Origin of the sequence: Streptomyces gobiensis (assembly GCF_021216675.1) — a bacterium.
Taxonomy (GTDB): Bacteria; Actinomycetota; Actinomycetes; order Streptomycetales; family Streptomycetaceae; genus Streptomyces; species Streptomyces gobiensis.
This window is the reverse complement of the sequence record NZ_CP086120.1, coordinates 1,495,742-1,514,364: the sequence shown is the minus strand read 5'-3', so window position 1 is coordinate 1,514,364 and position 18,623 is coordinate 1,495,742. Positions and strand designations below refer to the sequence as shown.

At 68.7% G+C, this 18,623-nt stretch carries 16 protein-coding genes; 8 read left to right on the top strand and 8 right to left on the bottom strand.

Annotation, left to right across the window (positions count from 1 at the left end):
* Positions 1-199: 199 nt before the first annotated feature.
* Positions 200-4,933, top strand: a complete 4,734-nt coding sequence (locus tag test1122_RS07025; RefSeq protein ID WP_232271799.1) for a DNA repair ATPase — start codon at positions 200-202, stop codon at positions 4,931-4,933.
* Here the strand turns inward: test1122_RS07025 and test1122_RS07020 are convergent.
* The 4 genes from test1122_RS07020 to test1122_RS07005 are packed head-to-tail and all read right to left on the bottom strand — an operon-like array spanning position 4,930 to position 7,826.
* Complete coding sequence (locus test1122_RS07020; RefSeq protein WP_232268295.1) at positions 4,930-5,388, bottom strand: NUDIX domain-containing protein; 459 nt, start codon at positions 5,386-5,388, stop codon at positions 4,930-4,932. The genes test1122_RS07025 and test1122_RS07020 overlap by 4 nt on opposite strands.
* Positions 5,385-6,662, bottom strand: coding sequence for an MAB_1171c family putative transporter (locus test1122_RS07015; protein ID WP_232268294.1), 1,278 nt, complete (start codon positions 6,660-6,662; stop codon positions 5,385-5,387). Before test1122_RS07015 ends, test1122_RS07020 begins: the two co-directional genes overlap by 4 nt.
* A 52-nt stretch (positions 6,663-6,714) precedes the next feature.
* Positions 6,715-7,281 (bottom strand): toxin, encoded by a 567-nt coding sequence (locus tag test1122_RS07010; protein ID WP_232268293.1) that lies wholly within the window; start codon positions 7,279-7,281, stop codon positions 6,715-6,717.
* Between the two features lie 53 nt (positions 7,282-7,334).
* Entirely contained in the window at positions 7,335-7,826 is a 492-nt protein-coding gene (locus tag test1122_RS07005) for an XRE family transcriptional regulator (RefSeq protein WP_232268292.1), read from the bottom strand.
* A 504-nt stretch (positions 7,827-8,330) separates the two neighbouring features.
* On the opposite strand from test1122_RS07005, the gene test1122_RS07000 reads away from it, so the two are divergent.
* Entirely contained in the window at positions 8,331-9,143 is an 813-nt protein-coding gene (locus test1122_RS07000) for an SAM-dependent methyltransferase (protein ID WP_232268291.1), read from the top strand.
* 161 nt (positions 9,144-9,304) lie between these two features.
* Here test1122_RS07000 and test1122_RS06995 read toward each other — a convergent pair whose 3' ends face one another.
* Complete coding sequence (locus test1122_RS06995) at positions 9,305-10,726, bottom strand: ATP-binding protein (protein ID WP_232268290.1); 1,422 nt, start codon at positions 10,724-10,726, stop codon at positions 9,305-9,307.
* A gap of 148 nt (positions 10,727-10,874) precedes the next feature.
* Between test1122_RS06995 and test1122_RS06990 the strand changes: the two genes are divergently transcribed.
* Positions 10,875-11,255, top strand: a complete 381-nt coding sequence (locus test1122_RS06990; protein WP_232268289.1) for a hypothetical protein — start codon at positions 10,875-10,877, stop codon at positions 11,253-11,255.
* On the opposite strand, the gene test1122_RS06985 is transcribed toward test1122_RS06990, so the two are convergent.
* Positions 11,256-11,702 (bottom strand): ATP-binding protein, encoded by a 447-nt coding sequence (locus test1122_RS06985; RefSeq protein ID WP_232268288.1) that lies wholly within the window; start codon positions 11,700-11,702, stop codon positions 11,256-11,258.
* A 211-nt stretch (positions 11,703-11,913) separates the two neighbouring features.
* Here test1122_RS06985 and test1122_RS06980 point away from each other — a divergent pair, with 211 nt between their 5' ends.
* Together test1122_RS06980 and glpK are read left to right on the top strand one after the other, a co-directional pair.
* Positions 11,914-12,681 carry an IclR family transcriptional regulator gene (locus tag test1122_RS06980; protein WP_232268287.1) on the top strand — a complete coding sequence of 256 codons (768 nt, stop codon included), beginning with the start codon at positions 11,914-11,916 and terminating at the stop codon, positions 12,679-12,681.
* Between the two features lie 12 nt (positions 12,682-12,693).
* Positions 12,694-14,208: a glycerol kinase GlpK gene (gene glpK / locus test1122_RS06975; RefSeq protein ID WP_232268286.1), complete on the top strand. Its 1,515-nt coding sequence runs from the start codon at positions 12,694-12,696 to the stop codon at positions 14,206-14,208.
* A gap of 27 nt (positions 14,209-14,235) precedes the next feature.
* On the opposite strand, the gene test1122_RS06970 is transcribed toward glpK, so the two are convergent.
* Positions 14,236-15,132, bottom strand: coding sequence for a cytochrome c biogenesis CcdA family protein (locus tag test1122_RS06970; RefSeq protein WP_232268285.1), 897 nt, complete (start codon positions 15,130-15,132; stop codon positions 14,236-14,238).
* Positions 15,133-15,139: 7 nt separating this feature from the next.
* Positions 15,140-15,745, bottom strand: coding sequence for a redoxin domain-containing protein (locus test1122_RS06965; RefSeq protein ID WP_232268284.1), 606 nt, complete (start codon positions 15,743-15,745; stop codon positions 15,140-15,142).
* Between the two features lie 470 nt (positions 15,746-16,215).
* On the opposite strand from test1122_RS06965, the gene test1122_RS06960 reads away from it, so the two are divergent.
* The 3 genes from test1122_RS06960 to test1122_RS06950 all read left to right on the top strand — a co-directional run bounded on the left by test1122_RS06960 (position 16,216) and on the right by test1122_RS06950 (position 18,436).
* Positions 16,216-17,034, top strand: coding sequence for a class I SAM-dependent methyltransferase (locus test1122_RS06960; RefSeq protein WP_232268283.1), 819 nt, complete (start codon positions 16,216-16,218; stop codon positions 17,032-17,034).
* Positions 17,035-17,135: 101 nt separating this feature from the next.
* The gene (locus test1122_RS06955) at positions 17,136-17,624 is read left to right on the top strand and encodes a hypothetical protein (RefSeq protein ID WP_232268282.1); all 489 of its coding nucleotides are present in this window, start codon (positions 17,136-17,138) and stop codon (positions 17,622-17,624) included.
* On the top strand, positions 17,621-18,436 hold the full coding sequence (locus test1122_RS06950) for a Crp/Fnr family transcriptional regulator (RefSeq protein WP_232268281.1): 816 nt from the start codon (positions 17,621-17,623) through the stop codon (positions 18,434-18,436). Before test1122_RS06955 ends, test1122_RS06950 begins: the two co-directional genes overlap by 4 nt.
* Positions 18,437-18,623: the final 187 nt, after the last annotated feature.

Here is an 18,623-nt window from a genome sequence, read left to right as displayed (position 1 = left end):
CGCTCCCTCAAGCGCCGGACGGGCTCCATCTTGAGCCTGTCCGGCGCTTGAGGACCGGGGGTCTGGGGGCAGAGCCCCCAGTTCCGGGATGGGGCGGGAATCGGGGAACACCACCGGACCCAAACAAGGAGCAGGGGAAGACGTGACCACCGAGGGGCAAGGGCTGGACGCCGGTACATACGACGTGCTGCGCGACCGTATGTCCGCCGCCGCCACCGAGCTGGCCCGCAGAGCACAGGCGCTCAACGCCCGCCGCATGGAGGCGTTCGGCGGCAGCGAGCTGGAACTCATCGGCAACGACCGCATCCGCACCGAACACAACTGCGTACCACGCGACATCGTCCAGGTCGGCGGCCTGATGCTGTTCGGCTACAACGTGCACTTCGGCCTCAAGCAGACCACCGACATCCACGACGTCTTCACCCTGCACCGCTACCGCGAAGCCGACAGCCGCTTCGAAGAGGTCGGCCCCTCCGCGCTCCCCGGCCTGCTCGACGACGCCCGCTTCCAGCGGGACTTCACCGAGCTCTACCGCTACTACCGCGAGGCCGAGCTCCTTCAGCTCCGCCGCACCGGCTCCCTCCTCCTCGCCGTCTTCCAGACCGGCGAGCGGATCACCGACATCCGGGTGCTGCGCTGGCGTATCGCCCCCGACGGCACCCCGGAGTACATCGACGCCAAGGGCGAGCGCGACCACACCTTCCCGCCCGCCCATGACTTCGAGTGGGTCCAGACCGGCCGCGAGGACCATGTCCTCGGCCGCCATCCCCACATCTCCGTCCAGGGCAAGCTCTTCGTCGAAACCGTCGGCGGCACCCTCACCATCAAGATCGAGGACAACACCGAGACCGGCGCGGGCATTTACTCCGAGCCGGTCGACGAGCCCCTGCAGTCGCTCGCCGACGCCGAGGTCGCCTACGCCCGCGTAGGCCCCCTCATCCTCCTGCGGATCCTCCCCTACAACGAGACCGCGCACCGCTACCTCGTCTTCAACGAGCGTTCCAAGGAGGTCGTACGGCTGGACGGCATCGGGCTGTCCTGCCAGCGGCTCCCCGAGGACCAGGGCATCATCTTCCCCGGCGGCTACTACCTCACCACCGCCCCCGCGGGCGCCGCCGCCCGGACCTTCGACACCGACACCACGGACCTCGAGTTTGAGAGCGTCGTACGCTCCCCGAACGGCGAGGACGTGCTCTACGTCTTCCACGCCCGCGCCGAGGGCCGCACCCTGCTGCTGCCCTACAACCTCATCCGTAAGGAAGTCGCCACCCCGATCCCCTCGCACGGCTACTCGCTCTTCGAGGACGGCACCATGGCCGTCTTCCGGGCGGCGAGCGATGAGCCCACCCGGGTCCACCCCATGCAGCTGTGGCAGACCCCCTACGTCTCCGACGCACACGCCGCCACCCAGCCCGAAGGCGAGGGCCCGCTGGCCCGGATCGGCAACGCCGAGCTGGTACGCGGCGTCTCGGACGCCCTCTCGGTGGCCCGGATGGCCGATGAGATGGCGCCCGGCGGCGCCGTCTTCGAGGCGATCGTCACCGCCTGCGCCCGGGTCGCCGACACCTACTACTGGCTGGACACCGACGGGCTCGAAGGCCTGCATGAGCCACTGGAGTCGCTGTGTGCCACCGCCGAGCAGGTCATCGATGAGTACGAGCGGGTCGAGGAACTGCGCGGCCAAGCCGTCGCCGCCGTCGACACGGCGGCCACCGAGGTCACCGCGCTGGTGCGCCGCGCCCGTGGCGAGGCACCCGGCGGCGCCACCGCCTGGGTGGGACTGCTGACCGAACTCCGCCGCGCCCAGGGCAGGGTGGAGTCGCTGCGCGAAGTGCGCTACGTCGACCTGGACCGGGTGGCGGGTCTGGGGGAGGAGCTCACCGAGTCGCTGGCCGCCACCGGGCGCCGGGCCGTCGCCTTCCTCTCCCGCGAGGACGCCTTCGACGACACCCGTACCGCTGTTGAGGAGCTGACGTCCCGCGCGGCCGAGGCCGCCACCGTCGCCGACGCCGCCCCGCTCGGCGAGCAGATCGGCGAACAGGCGGAAGGCCTGCAGACCGTCACCGATGTGGTCGGCGGTCTGGACATCGCCGACGCCACGGTCCGTACGAGCCTGCTGGCCCGCATCGGTGAGGTCATGGGCGCCGTCAACCGGGCACGCGCCGTGCTCGACGGACGGCGCCGGGAACTCCTGGAGAGCGAGGGCCGCGCGGAGTTCGCCGCCGAGTTCGCCCTGCTCGGCCAGGCGGTCGCGGGCGCCCTGGCCGCCTCCGCCACACCCGAGGAGTGCGACGAACAGCTGGGCCGCCTCCTCCTCCAGCTGGAGAACCTCGAATCCCGCTTCGGCACCTTCGACGACTTCCTCACCCAGCTCACCGAGCAGCGCGAGGAGATCTACGAGACCTTCTCCGCGCGCAAACAAGCCCAGCTGGACGAACGCGCCCGCCACGCCGAGCGGCTTGTCGAATCAGCCGAGCGCATCCTGTCCACGATCACCCGCCGCTCCGCCACGCTCGCCTCCCAGGACGAGGTCAACGCCTACTTCGCCACCGACCCGCTGGTCGCCCGGGTCCGTTCGACCGCGGCTGAGCTGAAGCAGATCGGCGACACGGTCCGCTCGGAGGAGCTGGACGGCCGCATCAAGGCCGCACGCCAGGAGGCCGCCCGGGCACTGCGCGACCGCGCGGACCTCTACGACGCCGAGGGCACCGTACGCTTCGGCCGCCACCGCTTCGGCGTGAACACCCAGCCGATCGACCTCACCCTCGTACCCCAGGACGGCGCCCTGGCCTTCGCGGTGACGGGCACGGACTACCGCGCCCCGGTCCGCGACACCGACTTCGCCGCCACCCGCGACTTCTGGGACCAGCCACTGGTCTCCGAGTCCCCCGACGTCTACCGCGCCGAGCACCTCGCGGCGACGGTCCTCGCCGGTACGGACACCGCCGCCCTGCGCGAGGCCGCCGCGTCGGACGGCGGGCTGCTGGCCCTCGTCCGGGAAACCGCCGAGGCCGCCTACGACGAGGGCTACGACCGCGGCGTTCACGACCACGACGCGACAGTGATCCTGGGCGCGCTGCTGGACCTGCGCGAAGAGGCGGACCTCCTGCGCTTCACCCCCGAAGTACGAGCAGCCGCCCAGCTCTTCTGGGCCTACGGCACCGAGGAAACCGCCCGGGCCGCCTGGACGACCCGCGCCCAGTCACTGGCCCGCGCCCGCCGCGCCTTCGGCCCCGGCCCCGCCGTGGAACGCCTCGCCGGTGAACTGTCCAGCGCCGCCCGTGACTTCCTCACCACCGTCGGCCTGCCAGCCGACGACGCCATCGGTACCTACCTCATCGAGGAACTGGCCGCGGGCGGACCGCGCTTCGCCACCAGCGCCGCCGCCCGGGAACTGCTTGCCGACTTCCGGGCCGCCCTTGGCGGCCCCCAGTCTCCCGAAGCCAAGGAGTTCACCGAAGACCTCCAGGCACTCGGCGACGACCTCCCCGCCCGCCACCAGCTCGCTCTGGCCTGGCTGACCTCCTACGCCGAGTCCCGCTCCACCGGGACCACCGACCTCCCAGAAGCCGCCGCCATCGAGCTGTGCGGCGACGCGCTCACCCGCCGCGACGTCGCAGCGCCGCTGCACACCACCCTCACCGGACTCCTGGGCGCCCACCCCCGCGTCAACGGCGGCGAACTTCCACTCCGCCTTGATGAGTTCCTGGCCCGCACCGACCGCTTCCGTACGCACCGGGTCCCCGCACACCGCGCGTACACCCGGGAGCGCAACGCCCTGCTCGCCGCCGAACGGGACCGGCTGCGCCTGGACGCCTTCAAGCCGCAGGTCATGTCGGCCTTCGTCCGCAACCGCCTCATCGATGAGGTTTATCTCCCCCTCATCGGCGACAACCTGGCCAAACAGCTCGGCACCGCGGGGAACGACCGCCGCACCGACAGCCAGGGCCTGCTTCTGCTGCTCTCCCCGCCCGGCTACGGCAAAACAACACTCATGGAGTACATCGCCGCCCGTCTCGGCCTGGTCTTCGTCAAGGTCGACGGCCCGGCACTGGGCCACCGCACCACGTCACTCGACCCGGTCGCGGCCCCGGACGCGGCGGCCCGCCGTGAGGTGGAGAAGATCAACTTCGCCCTGGAAATGGGCAACAACGTCTTCCTCTACCTGGACGACATCCAGCACACCTCCCCGGAACTCCTGCAGAAGTTCATCCCGCTCTGCGACGCCCAGCGCCGCATCGACGGCGTCAGCTCGGCTGACGGCGAGCCGCGCACCTACGACCTGCGCGGCAAGCGCTTCGCGGTCTGCATGGCGGGCAACCCGTTCACCGAGACCGGCGCCCGCTTCCGTATCCCCGACATGCTCGCCAACCGCGCCGACGTCTGGAACCTCGGCGACGTACTCTCCGGCAAGGAAGCGGTCTTCGCCCTCAGCCACATCGAGAACGCCCTCACCTCCAACCCGGCCCTCGCCCCGCTGGCCGCCCGCGAACGCGGTGACATCGACCTCCTGGTCCGCCTGGCGGCCGGGGATGAATCCGCCCAGCCCGACCGTCTGGCCCACCCCTACACCCCGGCCGACCTGGAGCAGATCCTCTCCGTCCTCCGCAAACTCCTCCACATCCAGCAGACGGTCCTCAAGGTCAACGCCGCCTATATCGCCTCCGCCACGATGGACGACGCGACCCGCACCGAGCCGCCCTTCCGCCTCCAGGGCTCGTACCGCAATACGAACAAGCTCACCGAACGCATCGTCCCGGTGATGAACGACGATGAGCTGGAAGCCCTCATCGACGATCACTACCTGGCCGAAGCCCAGACGCTCACCACCGGCGCCGAGGCCAACCTGCTCAAACTCGCCGAGCTGCGCGGCCGGATGACCGAGGAGCAGGCCACCCGCTGGGCGGAGGTCAAGCGCACCTTCCGTGGCTAGTCCCAGCCGTAGAGGCTGATGCCGCCGGGGTCGCGGAACGCTCCGCGGATCCCGGCGGCCGAGTACGGCAGCACATCGTCCGGCAGCCGCGCCGGGTCATGCCACTCCCACCGCAGACACTTGCCGGGTTCCAGGACGTGCGGGGTGCCGGGGCAGCCCACGGCTTCGAAGAAGAAGCCGAGGTGGGTGTCGGGGATTCCGTCGTCCCGTACGGCGTGCACGACATGACGCAGCCGCAGCAGCGGCGGGTCGGCGCTGAGCCCGGTCTCCTCGGCCAGCTCCCGGGCGGCCGCGGCGGGCAGTGGCTCGCCGGGCTCCAGCTTGCCGCAGGGCGGCGCCCATCTGCCGGAGCCATAGCCCGGGCCGGCGCGCAGGCCGAGGAGCAGCCGTCCGTGCCGGATGACCAGGATGTGTACGTCGGCTGCGGGACGGGCGCTGCCCGTGGTGGCGCTCATGCGGATGCCGGGGTCGTGTCGGTCGGGGCGTCGGTCAGGGCGCCGGTCAGGTCAGCGACGCGCTCGGCGGTGGTGGCGCGGTAGACGGACGTCACCTCGATCAGCCACGGCACTTCGTCGGCCAGCTCGTCACCGGCCCCGGACGTGAAGTCGACCGGGGACGGCAGCGGGGGCCTGCCGGACGCCTTGAGCGCGAGGGCTGCCTTGATCCAGTGGGCCTCGGCGGTCACCTGGTCGCCCCCGGCGTCCGCGAGGGTCCGGGTGAGGAGATCGGCCGGGGCGTAGTAGCGCAGGTCGCGGATGACATCGCGGATTTCGGTGACACAGCGGGCCAGCCGTACCTGTGGGGGCGCACCGCGGGCGACCAGGTTCAGCGCCTTGTTGATGGGGGCGGTCCAGGCCCGCCCCGGGAGGAGCTGCCGGGGCCGGTCGAGGATCTGGTCGGGTACGGCCAGCGCGAGGTCGCGCCACATCGGGTACAGGGCGGCCAGCGCCCGGTACGCCCGCCAGCGGTTCACGGCCGCCTGGCTCGCGGGAGCGGTGGCGCCGAGCGCGAGAAGCGGGAACAGGAACAGCTGCAGGGACTCGGTGACCGTCTCCTGAAGGTCGTCGAACTCCTGGGTTGTCGGGGTGACGGTGACGATGCCGAGGTAGACCGTGCGCAGGACGGCGTAGAGCACGGCGAGGACCATGGCGGCCGACATCATCGCCAGCCCGGTACGGAGCAGTCGGCGCGTGGCCCGGCGGGCGGCGCCGCCCCACTGGTAGGCGGCGACCGTGGCGGCGGCGCCCATATACAGATAGAGGACGCTCATATAGACGGCCATGCCCACATCACCGGCATGGCCGGTGATGAAGTGCTCGGTGGGCTCGCTGCGGTCGATGGCGAAGAAGAAGAGCCCCGTCATGAGCAGGACGGTGGCCAGCGCCGCCCTCCTCGCCACCTGGGCGACCCCGTGGGTGACCCGGACGTGCCGGGGCTGCTCCCCGTCCCCGGCCGCTTCGGTGCCGTACACGGAGGTCAGATACGTCAGCAGCGAGCAGATCCCAGCAATGGCGATGACGTGCTTGAGCAGGGACGACAGGTCGTTGATGCCGCTGCGCTCGACCAAGGCGTCGATGTACTCGGTCTTGAGCAGCCAGGCACAGGCGAAGGCCGCGAAGAACCCCCAGAGTGTGCGGCGTCGGCCCTCTCCCCGGAGCGCGGAGGGCAGCCGCCAGGCGGCCTGGAGCAGCAGCACCCCGGCCACCAGGTAGGCGAGTATGTCGAACACGATGAAGTCTGTCCTCTCTGCCTTTTCTGCTCTGCGCCTTATCGGCTCTGCCTTATCTGCGCCGTCTGGCGACGGGACGCGACAGGCTGTCCTCAAGACGGCCCAGGGCGTCGTCCGTACGGCCCGTCAGGCCCTGGCCGGCATGGTGGATCAGGTCGGCCAGTATCTCGGCACGGCGCTCCGGACGGGTGTCGTAGCTGGTGCGGCCCCTCACCTGGGCGTTGCCGACCAGCTTCTTGACCAGCTTGGGGCCGAACAGCGGGAACATCGCGCCGAACTGGTCGATGTCGAAGGCGTTCCCGTCGTCGCACCACACATGTGCGAGCTCATGCAGAACGATCTTCTCTTGGTGGTAGGCGGTGGTGCCCTTCACATAGAAGACCAGGTCGACCGCGGGAGCGGAGAGCTTCACCCACAGCCCGCATGCGGAGTCATGGCTGGTGAGGAAGTCCGGCATCTCCAGCAACAGGATGCGCCGGCCGCGGATCTCCTCGATGGCCCGGACAAAGGCGGGCAGGCTGAACGGGTCGGGCAGCGGCATCTCTGCCAGGTGCCGTCGGCACTCCCTGCGCAGGCCGCGGCTCGTTGTGCGGTGCCCATGGCGGCGGGGTCGCCTCATTCGGGAGGAGACGACGTCCACAGCGTGGGACAGCCAGCGCAATGCCATGAGCCTCAGCGGCCCCCCGAGCCGGTGTCCGCCCCGCCGCCCTCGGACTTGGACTCGGCCTCGGGCAGTCCATTGGCCATGAGGTCCTCGATGACCGACTGGACGTGCGCGAGCATCTCCGCGGACAGGCCGTTGGCCCGTACACCACGGGGCGCGAGGGAGCTGATGTCTCCGCTTCCGAGCCCGGCCATCACCTCCAGCTGCCGCACCATCAGGGCCGTCACCTTGTCGTCGTGGAAGAAGGCCGGGGAGACGTCGAAGTAGTCGGCAATGGCCTCCAGCTGCCGCTTCGTTGGATTGTCCTTGACCCCGGTGCGCAGCTCGCACAGATACCCGGAGGAGATCACCGACTCACCGGCGCTCTCGTTGATGGCGGCCGCGACCTTGCGGTACGAGGGGGGCTTCTCCCCGGGGGCGAGTGTGGCGGTGAACAGATGGTCGATCTTCTCGGCCAGGGTCCGGGGTATGCCTTCGGACGTTGAGTCTGCGCTGCCCATATCCACCCGTTCCCCTCCATGGGCTGGCGGGGCGCCCGGCGCCCCGATGACTAGCTGACACCGCGTGCCTGGTCAACCGAACCATAACCGGAGGGATGTAACCGCTGGAAGTTCACCCACGCCAATGGGGTTGGTGCACGGCCACACCTGTGTTTACACTCCCTCTGACTGTTCGCTCAGATGAACAGTCGCCGTTGATGTCCTGCCCTGCACGGGGGTCAGGGCGGGGCAGGAACGGCGAACGCCGCAATGGTCAGCGGCAAGGGCGGCCCTGGCCCGTCAGCCGCTGAGCCGTGCCACGGCGCGGTTGAGGCGAAGACCGGGCTTGGGCCGTCAGCCGTGCGCTGCTGGTCAGTGCGTTGTCAAGCTGCTCCAGCGCGCCTGATGTCGCGGTGGGGGGGGGCCGCATGGCTCTTGCGAGATCACCAAAGGGTCTACGACATAAGCCTGTTGGGGTTACATTGTGTGACTAACAGCAGTATGACGCATGGCAGGAGAGCCCCCATGGCAGACGCGCACGATCCGGAACAGGTGTTGTCCAGGATCGACACCACGGTGCCGCACTCAGCGCGGATCTGGAACCACCTCTTGGGCGGCAAGGACAACTACGAGGTGGACCGCGTTGCTGGCGACAAGGTCTGTGAGGTCTTTCCCGGCATGGTCGACATCGCACGACAGAGCCGGGCGTTCATCGGTCGCACCGTCCGCCACCTCGCCGGTGAGGCGGGCATTCGGCAGTTCCTCGACATCGGCACGGGTCTGCCGACCGTGGACAACACCCACGAGATCGCCCAGCGGGTGGCCCCGGAGTCGCGGATCGTCTACGTCGACAACGACCCGCTGGTGCTGGCGCATGCCCGGGCCCTGCTCACCAGCACCCCGGAAGGGAAGACTGCCTACATCGACGCCGATGCGCGTGACCCCGACAAGATCTTGCAGGAAGCCGCCCATACGCTGGACTTCACCCAGCCTGTCGGGCTGATGCTCATGGGAATCCTGGGTCTGATCAGTGACTACGACGAGGCACGGTCGATCGTGAACCGGCTGCTGGACGCGCTGCCGTCCGGCAGCTACCTGGGACTCAACGACGGCGCCAACACCGACCCGGCATACGTCGAGGCCCTGCGGCGCCACAATGAGCGGAGCGGAGCGGTGCCGTACATCGCCCGTAGCCCGGAGCAGATCGCTGGTTACTTCGACGGCCTCGAACTGCTGGAACCCGGCGTGATGTCCTGTCCTCTGTGGCGACCAGAAGCCACGCCATGGGGCAAGCCCAGGGAAGTGGCCGTGTTCGGCGGCGTGGGCCGCAAGGCCTGATATCGGCGGAGCCCACGCGATCGAATGGCGAGAAGATCTGACACCTCCGCCCTTAACAGCCCCTCAGCGGTGTTGTGTTTACCGCTGTTCGGCCCGACGCGTTCTCCGGGACTTTCGGCCCTCACTCGTCAGTCGCTGGTGCCAGGCAAACTCCGGGGTGGTCATGCCCACGCGGCCATGAGGTCGTCGGGGGTGAGGCAGGGAATACCGCCAACGGTGCAGCCGCTGCGTGCGACGGCGAGGAGCGGGGTGGAATCCTCTGCCCCCGGCAGCTGGGATCGGTGTGTGATCAGTTGGGCGAGATCGCGGGCGTCAAAGGGCTTGCTTTCCAGCCATTTGATCGAGCCGACCAGCGTGACCTGCTTTGCGATAGGGGCGCGGTCGGCGCCGACGATATCGATCTCCGGGTCGTTGCTGCGTGTCCAGTAGCCACCGACAGCGTCGGTTCTCGCGGGGAGTTGATCGTCGGACAGGTGCCACAGGGCTTCGCGGATCACCGGTTCGACGGCACGTCCGCGCCACGATGTCCAGCTGGTGCGGATGATCTCAAGGACGCGGTCACCCCTGCCGCGTTCGATGACCGGCATGTTCGGTCCGATGAAGGAGAGCCAGAAGCGCAGATGAGGATCGTTGATCCGGTAGCGGGTTTCCCGGCTGGGTTTGGTGGAAAGCGGGATATCTGCGGTGACCATACGCCTGCTGGTAAGAACCTCCAGCGAGCGTTTGAGTGAACCGGGGTGGAGGTCACCTGCGGCACGGGCGATCAGCGTGAAGGTGCGTTCCCCGTGTCCGATGGCGCTGAGCACTGAGCGTGCCTGCGCTTCAGTGGGGAACTCCGCTGCGAGTGTCCGCTCGCCGCTGACGAGCAGGGCGGAGGTCTGCCGGTGCAGTGCGTACTCGAGGTAGTCCCACAGGCCTGAACCGTTTGGCCACTCCTCCAGGATGAGTGGGAGTCCGCCGGATACCAGGTAGGCGTCGAAGGCGTCGGCTGCGGGGAGGTCAAGCATCGCGGCGACCTCGGCCGGGTTGAGCGGGGGGACGACCATCTCGGTGCCGCGCTGGTAGAAGGGGCGCCCGTAGGTATTGAGTGCCTCCATCGTGGCGATGTCGGAGCCGATGAGGACAAGCAGGACGGGCAGCTTGGACAGCGTTCGGTCGAAGGCCTTCTGCAGGGCACCCTCGAAGCTGGCGTCCTCACGGGCGAGGTAGGGCACCTCGTCCAGGACGACGACACTGGGCGTGTCCGTGGGCAGCACACTGCCGAGCAGAGTCAGTGCCGCGTCCCAGGTCTGCGGCGCGGTGAACTCCGTTGCCCGGGTGGCGTCCGGCAGGCTGGAACCCGCGATCTCATCGAGGAACCCGGCCAGGTCCCCCTCGCGTGAGCCACCCACAGAGGTGAAGTACACATGAGGCAGACCGGACCGGTCCAGGAACTCCTCCACCAGGCGGGACTTCCCGACCCGCCGCCGCCCCCGGATCAACACGGCCCGCCCCGGCCGCCCCGACCGGCCTCCGGTACGCACCGGGGCCAGCAAGTCGTTCAGGCTCGCCAGCTCGGCTTTCCGTCCGATGAATCCGTCCACCGCAGACTCCTCGCATTGATGATACTCGCATCAATGAGAGTATCATCAATGCGAGTATCGCGCTGCGAGGAGAGCGGCAGGTGCGGTCTCGCCCCGCCAGACGTATACGTATATGGGGAAGGGCCAGCAGCGACGGCGTGTGCCTGAAATGCGGCGACGTGGGATACGGATCAGCCGACCGGTCCCGGACGGGCGTGCACGTGCGCCACACCCCAAGAAGCGGACTCTTCTGCCCGAGCGGCGGAGCTGGTGGAAGACCGCGCTTATCGTGCTGGTCCTGCTGGGTCTGGCCCATGCGACCGAGGCAGGGGAGGGCGAGGTGGAGCAGCCCTCGCCCTGGCCGCCGAGTATCTGGCGGCCGAGAAGCCGAAGCGGGCGGCCTTCGCGGTGCATACCGCGCTGGGCTCCGCGCCGGCGGATGAGCGGCCGGCGGGTCCACGCCGGGGCGCGCGGGCTGCCGTCGCGTACGGAGGCGCTGCTGGACGAGCTGATGCCGGCCTGGCGGGGCCAGGTGGTCGACGCGGGGTGATCAGGCTGCGTGGAGGTCTGCCCACCGGGTCGTGCCGCCGCAGTGGGTGCGGATGCCGTGGTGCATCGACAGGGCGGCGATGATCCCGAGCCCGCGCCCGTGATCCTCCGGATCCAGGCCGCCGACCGATCGCTGGGGCTGAGGGGCGGGCCCTCCGTCGGTGACTTCGACGCGCAGGGTGCGATGCCCGTCGATGTGGGTCCGGGACAGCCGTAGCGCAGCCGGCGGGAGGGCGTGGACGATCGCGTTAGTGATCATCTCTGAGATCACCAGGAGCGCGTCCTCCCGGATGTCCGTGCGCAGGTTCCAGTCCGACAGGACCAGATAAGCGCGTTGGCGCACGGCGGCGACGGTCTCGAAGGCGTGCGGCAGCGGAAAGAGGTGCTCGGTGCTCTCGTACGGCAACGTATTTGAGCGGGTGATGCTGCCCACGGCCGTTCCGTTCATGGTGTCCTCCTCCGGAGCCCGCCGGGCTCTGCTCACTACGGACGCTACGGAGCCGCATGCAAGGAGGTCAATGAACATCGGTCGGCATTATCGAACGATAACAGAGCTCAGCGAACGAGTGGTGAAAACCTCGTATCGCTGGTCGGTGGTTATTAGGATGAATAGGTGAATATAGGTCGGCAATGCTGAGTGATCGCTACACGGAGCTACGATGACTGGCCAGGTGCAGTCGATCGAGCGAGCGGCGGCGATTCTGCGTCTGCTTGCCAGCGGTCCCGGTCGGCTCGGTCTGGGCGAGGTGGCTGCTTCGCTCGGGCTGGCGAAGGGCACCGCTCACGGCATTCTGCGCACATTGCAGCACGTCGACTTCGTGGAGCAGGACAAGGCAACCGGCAAGTACCAGCTCGGGGCGGCCCTGCTCCACCTCGGTACCAGCTACCTCGATGTCAATGAGCTGCGGTCCCGCTCCGTCAACTGGGCCGACGCGCTCGCCGCCCGCAGCGGCGAGGCGGTACGCATCGGCACACCGCTCGAGGGTCGGGTGCTGGTGATCCACCACGTCTTCCGGCCCGATGACACGCTTCAGACACTCGACGTGGGCGCGATGCTGCCACTGCACGCCAGCGCGCTCGGCAAGGTCCTGCTCGCCTACGGGACCGCGCCCCTGGAACCGCTGGTGGAGGCCGGGCTGGAGGCATACACCCGCCACACGCTGGTCACACCCAAGCTGCTCACCCGGGCGCTCGGCGAGGTACGCGAGCTCGGATGGGCCGCAGCGGTCCAGGAAATGATGATGGGCGACGTCGGCATCGCGGCGCCGATCCGGGCACAGGGCGGCCTGGTGGTGGGCGCCATCGGGGTGTCCGGCCCCGTCGAACGCATCTGTGACAGCGATGATCACCCGCGCTCGGCCCTCGTCGTCCAGGTGCGCGATGCCGCGCGGGCGATATCCCGGGACCTCGGTGCGGCCCGCTGGTGAGGGAGGCTGGTCATGTTTGAGCGCTATGTGATGTCCATCGACCAGGGCACCGCCTCCACCCGGTGCATCCTTTTCGATCACAAGGGGCGGCTGGTGTCGGTCGCACAGCGGGAACACCGGCAGTACTTCCCCAGGCCCGGCTGGGCCGAGCACGACGCCGTCGAGATCTGGCGCAATCTGGAACGTGTCGTGCCCCGGGCCCTCGCCGACGTCGGTATCAGCGCCGAGCAGATCGTCGCCGTCGGTATCGCCAATCAGCGGGAGACGACGGTCGTCTGGGACCGGCGGACGGGTGCTCCCGTGTGCCATGCGATCACCTGGCAGGACACCCGCACCAGCGCACTCGTCGAGGAACTGAGGCGCGCGGCCGGTGACGACTACTTCCGGGAGCGTTGCAGCGTGCCGATCGCGACCTACTTCTCCGCGCCCCGGCTCCGCTGGCTGTTCGACCATGTCGACGGACTCCATGAGCGTGCCGAACGCGGCGATGTGCTGTTCGGCACGATGGAGAGCTGGCTGATCTGGAACCTCACCGGCGGACCGGACGGCGGGCTGCACATCACCGACGCCACCAACGCCAGCCGCACCATGCTGATGAACACCCGCACGCTGACGTGGGACGAGGACCTGCTGGCGTTCTTCGGCATCCCGCACGCCATGCTGCCGGAAATCCGCTCCTCGGCGGAGTCCTACGGCGTCGCCCGCGCGGTACTGCCCGGCGTCCGTATCGCAGCCGCCCTCGGTGACCAGCAAGCGGCGCTGTTCGGACAGACCTGCTTCGCACCCGGCGAGGCGAAATGCACCTATGGGACCGGCAGCTTCCTGCTCCTCAACACGGGAACGAGCCCCGTACGGTCCCGGCATGGGCTGCTCACCACGGTCGGCTACAAGATCAAGGATGAGCCGACTGTCTACGCGCTGGAAGGACCGATCGCTGTCACGGGCTCGCTGGTCCAGTGGTTCCGGGACGGCCTGGGACTGATCAGCAGCGCACCGGAGATCGAGACCCTGGCCCGTACCGTCGAGGACAGCGGCGGCTGCTACATCGTCCCCGCGTTCTCCGGCCTGTTCGCCCCCCACTGGCGCAGCGACGCACGGGGCATCATCGTCGGCCTCACCTCGTACATCACCAAAGGGCACCTGGCCCGTGCCGTGCTGGAGGCCACCGGTTGGCAGACCCGGGAGGTCGTCGACGCCATGAACGCGGACTTCGGACTCCCCCTGAAAGTGCTGAAGGTCGACGGCGGCATGACGACCAACAACCTGCTCATGCAGTTCCTGGCCGACGTGCTCGATGTTCCCGTCATGCGCCCGATGGTCACGGAGACGGTCTCCCTCGGTGCCGCCTACGCCGCCGGGCTCGCCGTCGGCTACTGGCCGGATCTGGAGGGACTGCGCCGTAACTGGCACCGGGCCGCCCAGTGGATGCCGGCGATGGACCCGCGGCGACGGGAGACGGAATATGAGGACTGGCAGCGTGCCGTCGAGCGGTCACTGGGATGGGTCAGACCGCCGACCTCGGCCTGACCCCGCCCCGGCACTTCAGCGGTGTGTTCACCCGCGAACGTCCGCCCGCTCCCGCTCCCGCTCCCGCTCCCGCTGGCGGCGGCGTAGGGCGGTGGTGGCCCAGAGGGCGGCTACCAGCAGGGCGGCCGCCCAGGCGACCGGCCAGAATCCCAGGTCGTTCAGCCAGCGGGTCAGCTCGCCCTGCCAGTGGGTGGCGGTGGCGACAATGGGGTCGTCGGCCGCCTCGCCGCGCAGGACGCGGACTTCGTACCAGCCGTAGTACGCGACATAGGCCCCAGCGACCAGCAGCAGTGCGCCGCTGGCACGGGTGACGTAGGGGAGAGCGCTGCGGATACGGGCTATGACCGCTTGCCGGGAGAGGGCGACGGCCAGGGTGAGCACGCCGATGACCGCGCCCATTCCGGCGGCGTAGGCCAGGAAGACCCCGACTACGCCGGGCAGGCTGCCGCCCCGGAAGGCGGTCGAGGTCAGGGCGAGGAAGGGGCCGACCGTGCAGGAGAGGGAGGCGACAGCGTAGGAGATGCCGTAGACCCCCATGGTGCGGGCGGAGTCCGAGGGGCGGCTGCCGGCACGCGGCTTCATCTTGGGGACGGGGAGACGGAGATCGCGGCCGGTGACAAGCCAGCCGCCGGTGGCCAGGAGGATGAAGCCGATGCCGATCGTCACCCAGGGGAGCCAGCGCTCGACGGAGAGGGCGAGCGGGGAGACGAGCAGGCCGAATATGCCGAAGACCACGGTGAAGCCGCCGGTCATGGCGGCGGTGGCGACGGCAGCGCGGCGCAGGGCGGTGGCCCGGCTGACCTCCTGGTTGGCGCCGCCGCTGACGAACAGCGCCAGATAGGCGGGGAGCAGGGCGAAACCACAGGGGTTGACCGCGGCGAGCATGCCCGCGGTCACCGCCAGGGTGTAGGGAACTGAACTCACTGGGCGCTCACTGCCCGGTCAGCTTCGCAATGCGCTGGTTGAGATCTGCCTCGCTCATCGTGCCGGGTACGACGTCGGCCTTGCCGGTCTTGTCGATAAAGGCGATGGCGGGCTGGGCGGCCACTTCGAAGGACGACCAGAGTGAACCGTCCGCGTCGATGGCGTGCTCGAAGCCGCCGAGCTTGTGATCGGATACGAACTTCTTCATATCCGCCGGGCCGCTCTTGCCGGGAACACCGACAAACGTCACGTCGCCACTGTGCGCCTCGGCGGTCTTCTTGATGGTTGACGCCTCGCCCGCGCAGACCGTGCACCAGGGCGCCCAGAACCACAGCACGGCGTTCTTGCCCACCAGGGACTCACCCTTGAACTCCTTGCCGTCGACCGTCTTCGCCGTGAAGTTGAGTTGCTTGGGGACAGCGGCGTTGTCCTTGTCTTTCTTATCCTTATCGTTGTCTCCGCTCTCTTTCTCGTTCTCGGCCGGGGCAGCCTCCTGGGCGGTTTCCTTCGAGCCGGAGTCGGGGTCGGAGCCGCTGCCGCAGGCCGCCGTCAGCGCGGTGAGGGCGATGACAGAGATCGCTGCGGTGGCGGCGCGGAAACGCAGAGTACGCATGGGGGGCAGGCCCTTTCAGGAGTGCTCGGTGTATCGGGATGGTATGGCGGCCCGGGCGCGTACGGACGGTAGGTGGACCAGGCGTTCGTGTTCTGTAATGGCGCTTACATTCGCGGCGGGTGGTGTCGGCCTGTCTCTGTAAGCGTGCTTACAGAGACAGGCCGGGTTCTGTGGTTAGCGTGTGGCTCGTATGGTGCTGCGGGCCGTTCTGGGGACGGTATATACGGCGATGGGCCTCGGCCAGCTCGCCTCCTTTGGGTGGATGCCCGGGATTCTGGCCGCATACGGGTTGGTGGATGGCCCCGCCCTGACCGTACTCACCGTGGCACCGATCGTGGGCGGGCCGGTGTGCGGTGTTTGGTTTCTGGCTCGCCCGCGATCGCGGGCGATCGCCCCGGTACGTGTCTCCAGGAGCACGGTGGGCCGGACAACACCCCGTATGGCTCCAAAACCGACCGGGAGGACCACGCATGACCACGCCGCGGAGCCCCGAAGAGATCAAGTCCCGTTGCACTGACGCATACACGCAGGACGTCGTCGGTCTGCTGCTCGGTGAGTCCTACCACCCCGGTGGCACGGCCTTGACCCTGCGGCTCGCCGATACGCTGGGGATACGCGGCGGTCAGCGGGTGCTGGAAGTCGCCTCCGGGCGCGGCACAACGGCCCTGCTGCTCGCCGGGACTTACGGCGTCACCGTGGACGGCGTCGACTACACGGCCGCCCATACGTCGCTGGCCCAGGGGGCGGCGGAGGCGGCCGGGCTGGCTGGGCAGTTGACGTTCACCACCAGGGACGCCGAGCAACTGCCTTATCCGGACAGTGCGTTCGACGCGGTGGTCTGTGAGTGCACGCTGTGCACCTTTCCCGGCAAGGCGCGGGCCGCCGTCGAGTTCGCCCGGGTGCTGCGGCCGGGCGGGCGGGTCGGCATCACGGATGTCACCGCCGACCCCGGCTGGCTCCCGGCGGAGCTGACCGGTCTGGCCGCCCGTATCTCCTGTATCGCGTGCGCCCGCCCGCTCGACGCGTACGCCAGCATCCTCGCCGCCGCAGGATTGCGAACCGTATGGACCGAGCGGCATGACGAGGCCATGGTGCGGACGATCGACCAGATTGAGGCCCGGCTGAAGCTGCTGCGGAAGACCGCACCCCGCAAGCTCGCTGACGCCGGGGTGGATCTGGACGCTGCCGGACCGGTGCTGGATGCGGCACGAGGTGCCGTAGCCGACGGCACGTTGGGCTATGCGCTGCTGATCGCCGAGAAACGCCGAGAAAACGGGGGAAGCGGCTGAGTAGGTGCCCAGAAGCGTAAGCGCGATCACATTTCCCGACTGAACCGGCTCGTAGCGTGTGGGCCACTCCTCAGGCCCTCGCTCTGGAAGGAAACACCACCATGGCCAGTACCACCGTGCACGTATCCCCGAGAACCGCCGTCATACCGGTATACGCGGCGTGGGGCGCCGCGGCCGCGGTGGTGGGCGGTATCGGGATGGGCATATGGATGTCCGTCTCGAAGCCGCTGGAGGACATGGCGATGATCAAGATGGTCGCCATGCTGCTCGGCACCGACAGCGCCTTCTCGGGCTGGCTGATCCACATGGCCATCGCCATCACGGCCGGTCTCGTCTTCGGCGCGCTGCTGGGCCAGTGGGCCGTGCGGATGGTGCCCGCCGTGGGCCTGGGGCTGGTCTACGGCGTGGTGTGGTGGATCGTGGGCGCCCTGTGGATCATGCCCGCGAACATGGGTATGCCGGTCTTTGAGCTCAATGATGTGACGCGGTCCAGTCTCGGCGCCCACCTGGTCTTCGGACTGCTGCTGGGACTGGCTTTCTCCTGCATCGCACGGGTGATGGGCAAGCACAGTCCGGGTACATCCGCGTGACCGAGCGGTACTGTCTCGACGGGGCCGACGCTCTTGCCGCATCAGGCTGGGGCGCGGCCCCGCCGCCATGGGCCCCGGGACGACGCGAGGAGATCAGCCAGGTGATGCAGCAAGCCGAGGAGACTGACCGCACCTGGTGTATGTCGGAAGTCGATATCTTCTGTGATCTCAATGAGCGTGAGATGGACGCCATCAGCGCTGCCGCTCCCATGAAGAACTACTCGGCCGGGGAAATGCTGCACTCCCCGCAGCAGCCCTGCGAGGTGCTGTTCATCCTTAAACGAGGGCGGGTGCGGATCTTCCGGGTCTCCGCCGACGGCCGTGCGCTCACCACGGCGGTGATCAGTCCGGGCACCATCTTCGGGGAGATGGTGCTGCTGGGACAGCGGATGTACGACAACTACGCCGAGGCACTCGACGATGTCACCGTCTGTGTGATGAGCCGGGCGGACGTTCACCGTTTTCTGCTCTCCGACGCCCGGATCGCCGCCCGGATCACCGAAATCCTCGGCGGGCGGCTGAGCGCTCTCGAACAAAGGCTCTCGGACAGCGTCTTCAAGTCGGTGCCGCAGCGCATCGCCACCACACTGCTGAAGCTCGGGACCGAGCCTCCCACCGGCCGCTCCCTGCGCCCCGGCTCCCGCCAGCCGTACATCGCCCTCACCCACGAGCAACTGGCCGCACTGGCCGGGACGTCCCGGGAGACCACCACGAAGGTGCTCCACGAGCTGTCCGGACGGGGACTGCTGAAGCTCGCCCGGGGCCGTATCACCGTGCTGGACGCGGACGGTCTGCGCGACGCGGCGGGTTGACGGGTGGGGCGACTGGCGGGGTGACTGGCGGGCGGTGCTTCCGTAGGAAGTTTCCTATGGCCACAGGAGACACGCTGAGCGACTTTCTCATCACCCGTATGGGCTGTTAGCGTTCGAGCTCTTGACCGGCTCCGGACAACCCACAAGATTGGCCAGTCCGTCGTTCATGCACGTCCCGGCTTCCGCC

Excerpts from the sequence above, each read along its gene's own strand:
- test1122_RS06990 (WP_232268289.1), top strand. The coding sequence starts at position 10,875 with ATGCGGCGACGTGGGATACGGATCAGCCGACCGGTCCCGGACGGGCGT.
- test1122_RS07020 (WP_232268295.1), bottom strand. The coding sequence starts at position 5,388 with ATGAGCGCCACCACGGGCAGCGCCCGTCCCGCAGCCGACGTACACATC.
- test1122_RS06955 (WP_232268282.1), top strand. The coding sequence starts at position 17,136 with ATGGCCAGTACCACCGTGCACGTATCCCCGAGAACCGCCGTCATACCG.
- test1122_RS07025 (WP_232271799.1), top strand. The coding sequence starts at position 200 with ATGTCCGCCGCCGCCACCGAGCTGGCCCGCAGAGCACAGGCGCTCAAC.
- test1122_RS06965 (WP_232268284.1), bottom strand. The coding sequence starts at position 15,745 with ATGCGTACTCTGCGTTTCCGCGCCGCCACCGCAGCGATCTCTGTCATC.
- test1122_RS07005 (WP_232268292.1), bottom strand. The coding sequence starts at position 7,826 with ATGGGCAGCGCAGACTCAACGTCCGAAGGCATACCCCGGACCCTGGCC.
- test1122_RS06980 (WP_232268287.1), top strand. The coding sequence starts at position 11,914 with ATGACTGGCCAGGTGCAGTCGATCGAGCGAGCGGCGGCGATTCTGCGT.
- test1122_RS06960 (WP_232268283.1), top strand. The coding sequence starts at position 16,216 with ATGACCACGCCGCGGAGCCCCGAAGAGATCAAGTCCCGTTGCACTGAC.
- test1122_RS07010 (WP_232268293.1), bottom strand. The coding sequence starts at position 7,281 with ATGAGGCGACCCCGCCGCCATGGGCACCGCACAACGAGCCGCGGCCTG.
- glpK (WP_232268286.1), top strand. The coding sequence starts at position 12,694 with ATGTTTGAGCGCTATGTGATGTCCATCGACCAGGGCACCGCCTCCACC.
- test1122_RS06985 (WP_232268288.1), bottom strand. The coding sequence starts at position 11,702 with ATGAACGGAACGGCCGTGGGCAGCATCACCCGCTCAAATACGTTGCCG.
- test1122_RS07000 (WP_232268291.1), top strand. The coding sequence starts at position 8,331 with ATGGCAGACGCGCACGATCCGGAACAGGTGTTGTCCAGGATCGACACC.